Raw genomic sequence first — 12854 nt, 5'->3', positions numbered from 1 at the left:
GCCTCTATTCAACTCTGAAGGGAATCCTCATATGAAAGGCATCATTTTGGCGGGAGGCTCCGGCACCCGCTTGCATCCTATTACCCGTGGCATATCCAAACAGCTGCTGCCGGTCTACGACAAGCCGATGATTTATTATCCGCTGTCGGTATTAATGTTGGCGGGCATTCGCGAGATATTGATTATTTCCACGCCGCAGGACTTGCCCAACTTCCGGAATCTGTTGGGTGACGGTTCTTCTTTCGGCATTGAACTGAGCTATGCCGAACAACCTTCACCCGATGGTCTGGCTCAGGCCTTTCTGATTGGCGAGGACTTTATCGGCGACAGCAATGTAGCGCTGATTCTGGGCGACAACATTTTCTACGGTTATGGCTTCAGCGCCTTGTTGCGCGAAGCGTCGCAACGACAGACCGGTGCCACCGTATTCGGTTATCGAGTCAGCGATCCTGAGCGTTTCGGCGTTGTCGAGTTTGACGATAACGGCAAGGCGATCTCGATCGAAGAGAAGCCAAAACATCCGAAGTCCGACCATGCTGTCACCGGCTTGTATTTTTACGATAAAGACGTGGTGAGCATTGCAAAGCAAGTCAAACCTTCGATCCGCGGCGAGCTCGAAATCACGGACGTGAACAACGCCTACCTGGAGCGCGGAGATCTGCATGTCAGCGTGCTGGGGCGTGGTTTTGCCTGGCTGGACACCGGGACCCATGATTCGTTGATGGAGGCCGGGCATTTCGTCCAGACCATCGAAGCACGGCAGGGTTTGAAAGTGGCCTGCCTTGAAGAAGTGGCCTATCACCAGGGTTGGCTGTCGGCCGCGCAACTGGATCAACAAGCTACCGCGTTACACAAAACCGGTTACGGTCAATACCTGGCACGAGTTCTGACCATGGAGCCTGCGAAATGAATGTCATCAACACCCGGTTGCCTGGTGTACTGATCATCGAGCCTAAAATCTTCGGCGATGCCCGCGGGTTCTTTCTCGAGAGCTACCACCAGCAGCGTTATCGCGACGCCGGTATCGAATTGCCTTTCGTCCAGGATAATCACTCGCGCTCGCAGTATGGCGTGTTGCGTGGTTTGCACTTCCAAAAGACCCGGCCCCAAGGGAAGTTGGTGCGGGTCACCCAAGGCGCGGTGTACGACGTGGTGGTGGACATCAATCCAGAATCCCCCACGTGTGGTGAACATGTGGGCGTCAAGTTGACGGCTGACAACCATCTTCAGCTATGGGTGCCGCCGGGCTATGCCCACGGCTTTTGCGTACTCAGCGATACCGCCGACTTTCAATACAAATGCACCGATCTGTATTTTCCCGAGGATGAGGGTGGTTTGCTCTGGAATGACCCGGAGCTGGACATCGCCTGGCCTTTGGAATCGCCTCAGCTGTCGGAAAAAGACTTGCGCAATCCGCGTTTGCGCGAGCTGTTGAGTGGCAAATGACTGATCAATATTGTTCTATAGTTAACATTAACTATTTATGACCTGATGTTATTTAGCCTTGCATGTTCAATCACAATAGAACTTTGCGCGACAGGTAGCGGGAAAATCCTGACTAATAATAACAATTGGCGCCCATGGCGAGGTAGTCGCTCTCGGAAGTTTGTACTGAAATTGCCGGGTTTTTCGGTGAATTTCCTGGAAAATTGCCATTTACGTCAATTTTCCCGCAGAGCGTCCAAAGGTATTTGTCCATGACGTGACAACGCTTGGCGTATGGCGTGTAATACCTATAAATGACATCCTCCAAAGGAGGCACTGTGCATGAACTGGCTCTTCAGTTGACGAGTCTCATTTCTATGCATCTGCTGTCCCATTCCCGGTCCCGTAGTATTAAATCCAATGCAGAGTTGATGTCGAGAAGGAGTCTGATATGAAGAAACTACTTACGGCCGGCTTGCTGGCTATCATGAGTACCGCGGCGTTGGCGGCGGATGAACCAGCAAGTGAAACGGCAAGCGACGCAGTGAGCGAACCACTGTCCCTGAACACTCCGCTGGTCGGGGGCGTGACGGTCGCCGAAACCATGGTGATCGGCGCGGCCATTATCGGCGCTGCGGCGGCGGCTTCAAACTCCGGTGGCAGTTCCAATGGCGGTACCTCCGGAACGGGCGGTACAACCGGCACTGGTGGTACTACCGGTACCAACTAATACCCCGCGAAGTATGTTGTCCAAGATCACTCAGAACTTTCTGGGTGATCTTGTTTTAGATTTGCCCTCGACTAGCGTAGTGCCATTATGATCCGTAGATTATCTGTTGTTATGCTGGCAAGTATCAGCTTGCACGGCTGTATGTTTTCGCCTGGTCAACACATGGACACCAGTCAAATGGTCAGTGACGGCTCTGCGGAAAGTAGCCGGGTGGAGCTGATTCCGATCACACCCAAATTGATTGCCATGGATGCCGCCACGCATGTTCGCGAATCGGTGCCCTCGCAATTGTTGTCCTATGTTCCGGGCGGTTATCGCGTGGGCGCCAATGACCTGTTGTTTATCACGGTCTGGGATCACCCCGAGTTGACCGCGCCTTCCGGTCCGCAACAGCAAATCGATGCCAACGGTCGTCTGGTGCGCCCGGACGGCACGCTGTTTTATCCCTATATCGGCAATATTCCGGCCGCCGGTAAAACCATCGAAGAGTTGCGAGCCTTTATCGCCGAGCGGTTATCGCAATTTGTCGAAAGTCCACAAGTCGACGTCAGCGTATTACGCTTCGCCAGCCAGACCGTGGTGATTTCCGGTGCGGTACTCAAAGCCGGCCAGCAGCCGATCACCACCACCCCGCTGAGCGTAGTGGAGGCCATTGGCGCGGCCGGTGTAGACCCGTCGAATGCGGACCTGTCAGGCCTGACGCTGACCCGCGACGGGCGCGAGTACAAGCTTGATCTGGATACCCTCAATCGTCAGGACTCGCAACTGCAGGGTGTCTACCTCAAGGGTGGCGATCGGCTGTACTTGCCCTATAACGACCTCAAGCGGATCTACGTCATGGGTGAGGTCAACGTGCCTCGTGCGCTGAGCTTCAAGAGTAAATCGATCAACCTGACCGATGCCTTGGGCACGGTGGGTGGCTTGAACCAGACCACCTCCAATGGCAATGCCGTTTATGTAATTCGCGGAGCGGACAATCTGGAAACCGAACCGGCCAAGGTGTTTCAGCTTGATGCCGAATCCCCTTCGGCGCTGGTACTGGCCACTCGTTTCGATTTGCAGCCGCAAGATATCGTCTATGTCGGCCCAGCCGGCGTGACGCGCTGGAACCGTCTTATCAGTCAGCTTCTGCCTACGGCTACCGTCCTCGGGACTGGTGCCAGCTCCCTCAATGATCTCAGCGAAGCCAACAGCAGATAAGGCTCTATCCCTCCGTGAAAATTTTGCCTACCTGCGCCGGTCTGACGATGGCGCTCTTGCTGTGTGGGTGTAACCCGTTGATGAGGGCTTCCTGGGACACCCTGGAAACGTCCATCGCGGGGCCTGCCTCCATCCACTTGACCCGTGCTCAGGTCGACGCCGTGCCATATCCGCAGATTCTGGTCAGCACCATCTCCAGCGAGGGGGTGATGGCCATGGCTCGCCGGCGGGGCGATCTGCAGTTCTGGGTCGCTTCCGGCAAGCAAGTGCTGATGATGCGCGACGGTTTGGTGGTGCGCACCGTCGGGCTGGGTGTCTCCCTGGATGGCACTCACTTCAATGAAGAGTCGCCCTTCAAGCGCGGCCTTCAGCATTTACCCGACGGTTACACCAGCGCGCGCTGGATCGACATCTACGACGGCAACCGCATCGGTATCGCAGTCAACAGCCGTTTCAGCCGCCACGGCATCGAGACCATCAGCATTCTGGACAAGGATTACGCCTTGCTGCGCATCGACGAGCAGGTGGATGCACCCACCCTGAATTTCCGCGCCACCAACCGCTACTGGGTCGACCCCCAGGACGGTTTCATCCTGCGCAGCGAGCAGCATCTGACGCCGCAGCTGTTGCTGAAAATCGTGCAGTTGCGCCCTGATCGGGGAGCTGCCCGGTGAAGTGTTCGAAGCTATTCTTGCTTGGCCTGCTGCTGATCGGCCCAAGCGTTAGCCAGGCGGCTGTCACGGTCAGCGGCGATGTGCGCAGCCCCGGACAGTTCGACGTCAAACCCGGTGCACGCTTGCTGGATGTCATTCTCAAGGCCCAACCCAACGCCGAAAGTTATTGGCTGGGCGCGGCGTGGCTACACCGTTCATTGGAGGATAAGCAGGCGCGTTTGAAGGCTGGCGTCCTGTTCGATCTGAAACTGGTACAACGGGGCGCCTTGCTCGATGGCAGGAGCATGCGGGCGGACTTGAGTGCGCGCCTGTATGAGCAGATCGAGCGGCTGCCGGTCACCGGGCGCCAGGTCGCGGTGCTCGACCCGATCGCCGTGGAAGTGGGGTTCGCCCGCAACGCGCAGCTGGATGATGGCGACCATCTGATTTATCCCGCACGGCCGTCCACGGTAGAAGTCCTCGGGGCGGTCGCGCAGCCCTGTCATGTGCCTTACCGCGCGATGCAGCAAGTCCGTGGTTATGCCCGGGACTGCACCATTCTCGACGACGCCGAGCGCGATTATCTATGGCTGATCCAGCCCGACGGCCAGGTGCGGCGTGTGGGCGTGGCGGCCTGGAATCGTGAGGAGGGCGTCGTGGTTGCCCCCGGCAGCAGGATTCTGGTACCGATCAGGAGCGACGACCTGGAGATGCCGACTCCTGAGCTCAATCAACAATTGGCCGAGTTTCTCGCCACTCAACCGCTGGCTGAGGTGGCCCCTTGAAGTACCCGTTGAAGTTACATTTTGCTGCTGCATTGCTCCTGCCCTGCGGATTGGTTCACAGTGAACCGCGCTACACCCAGAGCGATTTCGGTGGCGTCGGTCTGCTACAGACCCCCACCGCACGCATGGCCCCCGCAGGGGAGTTGAGCGCTACGGCCAGTCGTACCGATCCTTACACGCGCTACGGTTTTTCCTTGCAACCGCTCGATTGGCTGGAGGGTTCGTTTCGTTATACGGCGATCACCAACCGCAGGTATGGCTCCGAGGAGTTGAGCGGCGACCAGAGTTTCAAAGACAAAGCCATCGACTTCAAGGCGCGGCTTTGGGAAGAAAGTCACTGGGCCCCGCAGGTCGCCGTTGGTGCCCGGGACATCGGCGGTACCGGGCTGTTTTCCAGCGAATATTTCGTCGCCAACAAGCGTTACGGCGACCTGGATTTCAGCCTCGGCATTGCCTGGGGTTATTTGGGTAACCGAGGAGATTTCAGTAACCCGCTGGCGGTCTTTGGCAGCAGCTTCAACGACCGGCCGCAGAGCACGGCTGCGGTGGCCAGAGCAGGGGATGTGAACACCAACGCTTACTTCAGGGGCCACCCTTCGTTGTTTGGCGGGATTAACTACCAAACGCCGTGGGAACCGCTGAGCCTGAAGCTCGAGTACGAAGGCAACGATTACAAGAACGAACCACTGGACAACCCGATCAAGCAAGACCTGCCGATCAATATCGGCGTGGTCTACAAACTGGCCGATAGCGTCGATCTGAGCGCTGGCTGGGAGCGCGGCAACACTGCGATGTTCGGCATCACCTTGCACACCAACTTTGTCAGCCGCAAGGCGCCGGCCAAGACCTATGACCCGCCTGCCGAGCCGCTGCCAGCACAGGCACCGTCGACCCCGGCCGATCAGGTCAACTGGGCTGATGTCTCCGATCGGCTGCAGCAGAATGCCGGCTATAAGGTGAAACGCATCACCCAGCGCGGCTCGGAACTGATGGTGTATGGCGAGCAGTCCCGTTATTTTTATTCGGCGAAGGCCGTCGGGCGAGCGAGCCGGATTCTTGATAACAGCGTCAATCAGGACATCGACTGGTTTACCCTGGTGAACCAGCGTTATGACATGTCCATCGAAGAAACCAGCGTGCCGCGCGAAACGTTCCGCGCAGTGGTGAGCAACGACCAGCCGCTGAAGGATCTGCACCGTACGACTGAGGTCAACCCGGCGATGGCGCACCGTGAAACCACGCTCTACACCCAGGCGCTGGAGCCGTTCAGCTATGGCTTGGGCCTGGGCTACAAACAGAACATCGGCGGCCCCGACGGACTGCTCTATCAGTTCACCGCCGATGCCGACGCGGAGTACCGTTTCACCCGCAACACCTGGTGGAGTGGCTTGCTCAGCGCCAATCTGCTGAACAACTACGACAACTTCACCTACGACGCGCCGAGTGGGCTGCCGCGAGTACGCACCGATTTGCGCCAATACATGACCACCTCCGATGTGACGATGCCGACGTTCCAGTTCAACCATGCGAAACAGCTGGATCAAGACTTGTATGGCATGGTCTATGGCGGCTACCTGGAGTCCATGTTCGCCGGCGTTGGCAGCGAAGTGCTGTATCGGCCCACGGGGAAACGCTGGTCGGTGGGTGCTGATCTGAACTTCGTGCGTCAACGGGATTTTGATCAGGGTTTTGGCCTGCGTGATTACAAGACCGTGACGGGCCATGTCACCAGCTATACTGAATTGCCCGATGACATGCTTGCAGCAGTCAGTGTCGGGCGTTATCTGGCGCGGGACTGGGGCACCACCGTCGACTTGTCGCGGGTGTTCAAAAACGGCGTGAAGTTTGGCGGTTGGGTCACTCTGACCACCGCGTCGAAGGAGGAGTATGGTGAGGGTAGCTTCGACAAAGGGATCTATATTTCCATTCCATTCGACGAGTTGTTGAGTACCTCGACCATGCGCCGGGCCAATATCGTCTGGGCACCATTGACCCGCGATGGCGGTGCACGCCTGAGCCGCGCTTACTCGCTGCAAACCATGACCGACGGGCGTGACAGCAGCCTGTTCTACAACAACTTCGAGAAAATTACCGAATGATTACGTGGCTCAAGGGCTTGATCGAGTTGCCGTTCTGGCTCCGGGGCCTGGCCTTTGCTGCGGTGACCGGGATTCTGCTGTTCGCGGGTTTGCGCTCTCAGCCGATCCCGGAGCTGTTCGTCGAAGAGGACAAGCTCCATCACTGGATCGGCTTTCTGGTATTTGCGTGCAGCTGCCGCTTGGCCTTTCCCAATGTGAAGTTCCGCTGGATCGCCTTGGGGTGTTTGCTCACTGGCGTGCTCATCGAGCTTGCGCAAGGTTTGATGCCGCTGCGCACGGCTTCTCCCTACGACATGTTGGCAAATACTATCGGCGTGTTGATGGGGTTATTGATTTCAAGGTACTGGGTGCGCTGAAAACGCGTGAAGTACTTGGCCGTCTACTGGCAGGCTGTCACTGTTGATCCTCGCTGTACTCCCTCCTGCAACACCTCTCTTGCCATCCGGCACATGTCAGTCAATTAATCCGTAATGCGATCAGTAGCAGCTGTCGAGCTTGCGAGGCTGCGTTCGGCTGCGCAGCAGCCGTGAATCCGGCTGACGCGGTTTGCCTGATGCACCGCAAGTTCTGGCTTGACGACGGCTTCGCTGCCGAACGCAGCCTCGCAGGCTCGGCAGCTGCAGGCGAGCGCAGCTGTCGGAGTTGCTGCAAAACAGAGGGTGAATGGGGTAAGGCGGGGAGAGGGTGGGCAGTCAGAGATCTGACTGCCCGGATTGTGGCTTTGTTAGCCATAAGCTGAAGAACAGGCGGGGGGCGAATCGCGGCAGTTAATAGATATCCTTGGAAAAAAGCGTGAAGGGCGTCTTGATCAGGATTTTGATATCGAGCCACAACGACCAGTTGTTGATGTAGTTGAGGTCGATCTCCACACGTTTTTGCATCTTGTCCAGGGTCTCGGTTTCGCCACGGCAGCCACTGATCTGGGCGAGCCCGGTGATGCCCGGTTTGATTCGATGGCGAGCCATGTAAGCCTGGATCTTGCCTGTGTAGTAGTCGTTATGGGCAATCGCATGTGGCCGCGGCCCGACCAGCGCCATATGGCCTTGCAGCACATTGAAGAACTGCGGCAGTTCATCGATGGACGTGCGTCGAATGAAACGGCCGACCGGGGTGATGCGCGGATCTTCACGGCCGGCCTGGCGGACTTGGTGGTCGTCGTGCAGGCGCATCGAGCGGAACTTCCAGACCTTGATGATCTTGCCGTTCCAGCCGTGGCGCTCCTGCTTGAAGATGATCGGGCCGGGGGAAGAAATCTTCACCGCGACAGCAATCACCAGCAGCAGCGGACTGAAGCCGATCAGCGCCAGGGCGGCCAGACTTCTGTCCAGCAAAGTCTTGCTCAACGCCGCAGTCGGGTAACTGGTCAGCGGGCTTTCGTTGAGGTGGATTGCGGGCAGGCCATCCAGCTCGCTGATGGAGTGATTGAGCAGCGTCATGCTGCCCAGGTCGGGAACCCAGACCACGTCGACATTCGAGTCGAGAAGATCGATGTACAGCGCTTCGACCTGTTTGGCTTCGCTCAGGGGCAGCGCGATGTACAGCCGGCGGACATCGTGCACCCGGATCAGCTCGCGCAGCTCCTGCAATTGGCCGACGATCCTGTGGGCACTGACATTGGTAGATAGCTCGTTGGGTTTTGAGCTGATCAGGCCCACCAGCGGCGGATACTCGGTTTTGGCCAGTTTGTCAGCCAGATTCACCGCCAGTTGGTCGGTACCGATAATCAAGGTGTTGTTTTGGCTGTGCAATTGCCGATGGTAGTGCCTGGAAAAACTGTGCAAGGGCAAATACAACAAGGCCTGCACGCAATAGCCGGCCACCGCCCAGACCAGGATGATCTCTCGGGAGAACAATTCACTGGTTTTACTTAAAAATCCGATACTGGTCAGCCCGGTGAGCGTCAGCAGCCAACCCAGCAGCAGGCGACCCAGGCCGGTGAGATAGCCATGTTGCTTGTGATAGACCAGCAACAGGGAGTAGGAGGGGACCGAACCGAGGAAAGTAAGTACTGCAAGCACACGATAATGGGCTTCAATTTCTCCTGTTTGATACAGCGCCAGAGCAAATAACAACGCATTGACCGACGTAATGGCAATTATCCATTGCCCCCAGAAGGTCAGTCCTTTGGTTATGCTATTTCGATTAATACGATTATGTACCATCGCGGTGTCCCTCGGGCGTGCGCCACGTTGTGTATCAGTCGACGGTTAATAAATGGCAGCCACGCGCAAAGGCTTAGCGAGCGCGGTTCAATCAGAGGTTTTTATTATTAGAAGGGAATAACGCGGGCTTATGACTGGCCATCCGGATGTTGTTTTAAAGTCAGCTGATACGGTTGTCTCAGTGTCCAGGTTTTTATACTAGTACCTTAATCGAGGTGTGTGTCTGACGAATTATAACGGCCATGCGGTCAGGGGCTTTGTTATAAAAGGTCGTACTGTTTCGTTAGGTGGGAGTCGCTGAATCGTCTATATAATTGCAGCATTCCGATAAACGTATGCCGGGTTGCATCACGAACGAGGAAGGCGGGCGGGAACTATAGCGAGGAGATGGACGAGAGAGGAGGCAGGAATTGCAAATGCCAGGAGGCCAGGCAGTTAAACAGTGGGTGTATCGAATGAAGCGGGAGTCGCATTTGTTGTTATTGTTTTTGCGATCTCACGCTTAGTACGCGACTCTTATCCTTTGTGCCAGGCAATAACCACGGTTTCTGACCGAGCGAATCAGTCGTTCTCCGTTGGCTGCAGTCTTGAACTTCTTCTGCAGCCGGCTCAAGCACATTTCAAGACCGCTATAATTCTCCGGGTCTTTATCGATACGCAGAATAAGGTCGTGCTTGCTGAGTACGCGGCGATCACTGAGGATCAGTTGAGTGAGCATTAATGATTCGGTACCGGTTAATGGTATCGAGGTGTCTTCCTTGACTAATGTTCGATCGTCAGCGTTAAACCACCAGATATCGGGATTGCTCTGTGATTCTTTAACCCGACTGACTGCCGAAATGAACTCGTCGTCAGCCACCGGCTTCTTGAGAAAGCCGTCCACTCCGAAGTGCGAGAAGTGATGGAGTTCTGAGGCTTCAGAATTGGGCGTTATGAGTATGATTTCCGCATCTTTTTGATTTTTGCGGATAAAGCTTACATCACTCAGTGAGATATCTGCCTGGTCGAGCAGGATGTGCGTGAATCGACTCTTCCTGATGCGTTCGCTGCTGAGTTTTCCAGACTCGATTTCGAAAGATGAATACAGGCGCTGTGCGAGAAGCGATTCTATTGTTTGTCGGGCCAGTTGATCTTTGGTGAAAATAAGAAAGCTATTATTTGGTGTGTTCACAATAAGGTTCCTTCCTAGTTTGGTGAAATTTTCAAAGCCTAGATAAGCTCAGTTGGAGAGTAGTATCTCCCCTGAAAAAAATCGAAAGGCATGCTGCGAGCCAGTGTGTGCAATGCCTTGTGCTCCACCCGGTCCGCCACGAACTTGATTTTGCTGTCGTGGATCATGCCGCTCAGGCGGTCATAGGATCTGTTGAAAAAATCCTGGCTGTTTTCGACCATGATGTCGAAATTGGATTTGGTCAGGTCCACTTTTATGTAGTCGAACAGTGTCGGGCTGATCAGTTTTTCAGTGCTGTCATCACTCAAGTCATAACCATCGAAAGCGATTTCGATCCCATTGTCCTTTAATAGGTGGATGTGATTAATAATGGTTCTTTTTTCTTTCAGGTTGAATGACTGGAACGAACTGTTGTTAATGCTGGGGATCAGTTGTTGTTCATGCTTTTTGAGTACCGCCTGAGCATCGTTCATTTCCTTGATGAGCGCTTTATCCAATAAAGCAGATTGATTCATGGTCACGAACAGTTTGTTGGGTGCCTGTGCGGATGGGGAAGGCATGGCCTCAATTTGCGAGAGGGCATTCAATTGTATCCGAGTCAGGACTTCGCGATAAGTCGCCAGCGGATGATCGGGATGCAGTTGTTGATACCCCTTGTTCAGCGGCGTCTCCTGTTTGGTCGCTTTGGCATATATTTCGCTGCCGAACAGCTCATCGTTTCGTTTGAGAATCGATTGCCTGAAGAAAACCAATGCGAAGTTCTCTTGCACCATAGCTTGCCTGCTGGGCTCCATCATGTAATCCCTTTAAGAATGGAAGTTTGCCTGATTGACTGATACGACACCTCGAAGCAGTCGATAGCCATAACCGCGTACACTGTGAATGATGTTAATGCCAAAGTGCTTTTTGATTTTATTTCGAAGCCGGCTGATGGATTTCTCCAGAACACGTGAGTCGTAGAGTTTTATATTCAAACCCATGGACTCGGCCATAGAATCATGGTGCAGGATATTGCCTTCTGCATTGATAAGTGCATCCAGGGCTTTCATTTCCTGATAAGCCAGATCCAGTTTGTAGTCATTGTCGTACAAGTGCAGGCAGGTTTGGTCCAGGGTCAACTTGACGGTGGGCTGCCATTCAGGTGTTTCTAATAACTCTGCAATTAACCGGGTTTTTTCATCCTGATCATTAGGTACATTGATGCAGTGATCGGCTCCGGCCAGGTAACATTCAATTTTAGCGTGCGGAGAGCGATAATTGATGGCTACGATAATGGCCAGTTCTGTCTGGGTTATACGTAACTTCTTAATCAGTGCCAGGCTATCATTAAGCGTCGAGGAGCTTTCAATATCGATCAATACGGTATCGAGTTTTTTAGTTTCAATGTCAGGGCTTAGCAGGTTCGGGTAATCTAATGTATAAACATTTGTAAGTTTGGATGCAAACAGCTGTTCAAGTTTCTCTGTCGAGCGCCAAGTGCGCCCAATAGCGAGAATACCCCTCTGGCTATTTTCGATTTTGCTCTCAGTGCTCATCGTGCAAATTACTCATATGTGCTGGCGTTGCAATCTTAATACACAAAATACTGAAATTATCTGACGTTTTATAACATTTCCGGTCGTGAGCACGCGTCATTCCATGGTCGGTAGTTTTAGCTGATTCAATGACATAAGCAACTGTCGAGGCTTACGCCCATTTGTGTTCGTGATATCAGGCTTAGTTGGTGGTGCCCCTTTCACTCGGACTAGACGCTTTAGGTTGACTTTTCTATGAACAATACAGACGCAATGGCTGATTGCCACTTTGGCTGCAGAACAAGGCACAACAGAGAAGTCTTGCGTATGAACTGTGCAGGCGTCCGCATTTTTGAAAACTGGAGTTGATTTATAAGGATATTCCACGGTGTTCTATGGTGAGGTGGATGCGCGTTCGGGAGGCGATCAGTTCTGCGATCGCCTCTTTTTAGGGCAAGCGGGGCTTGGGAGGTATATTAATTGAGTCCATTTGCATTGTATTCGTAATATTTTGTGTCAAAGGCAGAATTTGTGAACGTGTAGTTATTCTGTTTGGTTATTGAATAAAAATCACCAAAGTTGATGGTAAAGCGCCAGAAAATCTGTGTGCTAACCGGGGGGGAGACCGGTCACTGATCCTTTTCGCAATTAATCATCCAGGCCACGCCAAAACGATCGACCAGCATCCCGAAACGTGCCGCCCAGAACGTCGCGGCTAATGGCATTTCAATTTTGCCGCCCTCCGCCAACGCAGCAAAAACCCGCTCTGCCTCGGCCACACTGTCGACATTCAACGAAACCGAACAACCGCTCATTGTAGCGGTGGGGCGATCCGGTGTGGTATCCGACCCCATGATCGCCTGGTCCCCGACCAGCAGGCGCGTATGAATGATCAGGTTGTAGCAGTTCGCCGGCACCTGCTCGCGAGCCGGGGTTTCGCCGAAGGTCATCATGACTTCGATCTTGCCAGGCAGGCTTTGGGCGTAGAACTTGAAAGCGGCCTGGCAGTCGCCGTTGAAGATCAGGTAGGGATTGATTTTCATGATTGGCTCCCAGTAATAAAGAGGGGCATATCGGTTGGACGTTCAGCTTCGTTCTTGAATCCTGGGCTAGTT

The 12854-nt window shown here is 54.3% G+C and carries 13 protein-coding genes; 8 read left to right on the top strand and 5 right to left on the bottom strand.

From position 1 onward, the window contains the following. Window positions 1-31 precede the first annotated feature (31 nt). The 8 genes from rfbA (at window position 32) to ACZ9BB_RS13505 (ending at window position 7248) form a co-directional block, all read left to right on the top strand. The gene (gene rfbA, locus ACZ9BB_RS13540) at window positions 32-910 is read left to right on the top strand and encodes a glucose-1-phosphate thymidylyltransferase RfbA (RefSeq protein WP_476214220.1); all 879 of its coding nucleotides are present in this window, start codon (window positions 32-34) and stop codon (window positions 908-910) included. Further along, window positions 907-1446 carry a dTDP-4-dehydrorhamnose 3,5-epimerase gene (gene rfbC / locus ACZ9BB_RS13535; RefSeq protein ID WP_476214219.1) on the top strand — a complete coding sequence of 180 codons (540 nt, stop codon included), beginning with the start codon at window positions 907-909 and terminating at the stop codon, window positions 1444-1446. The genes rfbA and rfbC overlap by 4 nt, the downstream gene beginning before the upstream one ends. A gap of 430 nt (window positions 1447-1876) precedes the next feature. Then, window positions 1877-2155: a hypothetical protein gene (locus ACZ9BB_RS13530; RefSeq protein ID WP_476214218.1), complete on the top strand. Its 279-nt coding sequence runs from the start codon at window positions 1877-1879 to the stop codon at window positions 2153-2155. A gap of 87 nt (window positions 2156-2242) precedes the next feature. Then, entirely contained in the window at window positions 2243-3355 is a 1113-nt protein-coding gene (locus tag ACZ9BB_RS13525; RefSeq protein ID WP_476214217.1) for a polysaccharide biosynthesis/export family protein, read from the top strand. Between the two features lie 14 nt (window positions 3356-3369). After that, window positions 3370-4029: a YjbF family lipoprotein gene (locus ACZ9BB_RS13520; RefSeq protein WP_476214216.1), complete on the top strand. Its 660-nt coding sequence runs from the start codon at window positions 3370-3372 to the stop codon at window positions 4027-4029. Further along, window positions 4026-4793 (top strand): capsule biosynthesis GfcC family protein, encoded by a 768-nt coding sequence (locus ACZ9BB_RS13515; RefSeq protein ID WP_476214215.1) that lies wholly within the window; start codon window positions 4026-4028, stop codon window positions 4791-4793. Before ACZ9BB_RS13520 ends, ACZ9BB_RS13515 begins: the two co-directional genes overlap by 4 nt. An 8-nt stretch (window positions 4794-4801) precedes the next feature. Further along, the gene (locus ACZ9BB_RS13510; protein ID WP_476218306.1) at window positions 4802-6892 is read left to right on the top strand and encodes a YjbH domain-containing protein; all 2091 of its coding nucleotides are present in this window, start codon (window positions 4802-4804) and stop codon (window positions 6890-6892) included. After that, window positions 6889-7248 carry a VanZ family protein gene (locus ACZ9BB_RS13505; protein ID WP_476214214.1) on the top strand — a complete coding sequence of 120 codons (360 nt, stop codon included), beginning with the start codon at window positions 6889-6891 and terminating at the stop codon, window positions 7246-7248. The genes ACZ9BB_RS13510 and ACZ9BB_RS13505 overlap by 4 nt, the downstream gene beginning before the upstream one ends. Window positions 7249-7659: 411 nt before the next feature. On the opposite strand, the gene ACZ9BB_RS13500 is transcribed toward ACZ9BB_RS13505, so the two are convergent. From ACZ9BB_RS13500 to ACZ9BB_RS13480, 5 genes are all read right to left on the bottom strand, one after another. Beyond that, entirely contained in the window at window positions 7660-9054 is a 1395-nt protein-coding gene (locus ACZ9BB_RS13500) for an undecaprenyl-phosphate glucose phosphotransferase (RefSeq protein WP_476214213.1), read from the bottom strand. A gap of 502 nt (window positions 9055-9556) precedes the next feature. Next, window positions 9557-10225, bottom strand: a complete 669-nt coding sequence (locus ACZ9BB_RS13495; RefSeq protein WP_476214212.1) for a winged helix-turn-helix domain-containing protein — start codon at window positions 10223-10225, stop codon at window positions 9557-9559. 38 nt (window positions 10226-10263) lie between these two features. Beyond that, window positions 10264-11019 carry an EAL domain-containing protein gene (locus ACZ9BB_RS13490; RefSeq protein WP_476218304.1) on the bottom strand — a complete coding sequence of 252 codons (756 nt, stop codon included), beginning with the start codon at window positions 11017-11019 and terminating at the stop codon, window positions 10264-10266. A gap of 12 nt (window positions 11020-11031) precedes the next feature. Further along, window positions 11032-11760, bottom strand: a complete 729-nt coding sequence (locus ACZ9BB_RS13485) for a winged helix-turn-helix domain-containing protein (RefSeq protein ID WP_476214211.1) — start codon at window positions 11758-11760, stop codon at window positions 11032-11034. A 608-nt stretch (window positions 11761-12368) separates the two neighbouring features. Next, window positions 12369-12782, bottom strand: a complete 414-nt coding sequence (locus tag ACZ9BB_RS13480; RefSeq protein ID WP_476214210.1) for a VOC family protein — start codon at window positions 12780-12782, stop codon at window positions 12369-12371. Window positions 12783-12854 lie beyond the last annotated feature (72 nt).

The sequence above is a fragment of the Pseudomonas sp. TE3552 genome (assembly GCF_056278945.1).
The sequence above is the reverse complement of the archived record's forward strand: the minus strand, read 5'-3'. Positions and strand labels throughout refer to the sequence as shown.

Coding starts and splice junctions, on each gene's coding strand:
- ACZ9BB_RS13490 (WP_476218304.1), bottom strand. CDS start 11,019: ATGGAGCCCAGCAGGCAAGCTATGGTGCAAGAGAACTTCGCATTGGTT.
- rfbC (WP_476214219.1), top strand. CDS start 907: ATGAATGTCATCAACACCCGGTTGCCTGGTGTACTGATCATCGAGCCT.
- ACZ9BB_RS13480 (WP_476214210.1), bottom strand. CDS start 12,782: ATGAAAATCAATCCCTACCTGATCTTCAACGGCGACTGCCAGGCCGCT.
- rfbA (WP_476214220.1), top strand. CDS start 32: ATGAAAGGCATCATTTTGGCGGGAGGCTCCGGCACCCGCTTGCATCCT.
- ACZ9BB_RS13525 (WP_476214217.1), top strand. CDS start 2,243: ATGATCCGTAGATTATCTGTTGTTATGCTGGCAAGTATCAGCTTGCAC.
- ACZ9BB_RS13485 (WP_476214211.1), bottom strand. CDS start 11,760: ATGAGCACTGAGAGCAAAATCGAAAATAGCCAGAGGGGTATTCTCGCT.
- ACZ9BB_RS13500 (WP_476214213.1), bottom strand. CDS start 9,054: ATGGTACATAATCGTATTAATCGAAATAGCATAACCAAAGGACTGACC.
- ACZ9BB_RS13530 (WP_476214218.1), top strand. CDS start 1,877: ATGAAGAAACTACTTACGGCCGGCTTGCTGGCTATCATGAGTACCGCG.
- ACZ9BB_RS13505 (WP_476214214.1), top strand. CDS start 6,889: ATGATTACGTGGCTCAAGGGCTTGATCGAGTTGCCGTTCTGGCTCCGG.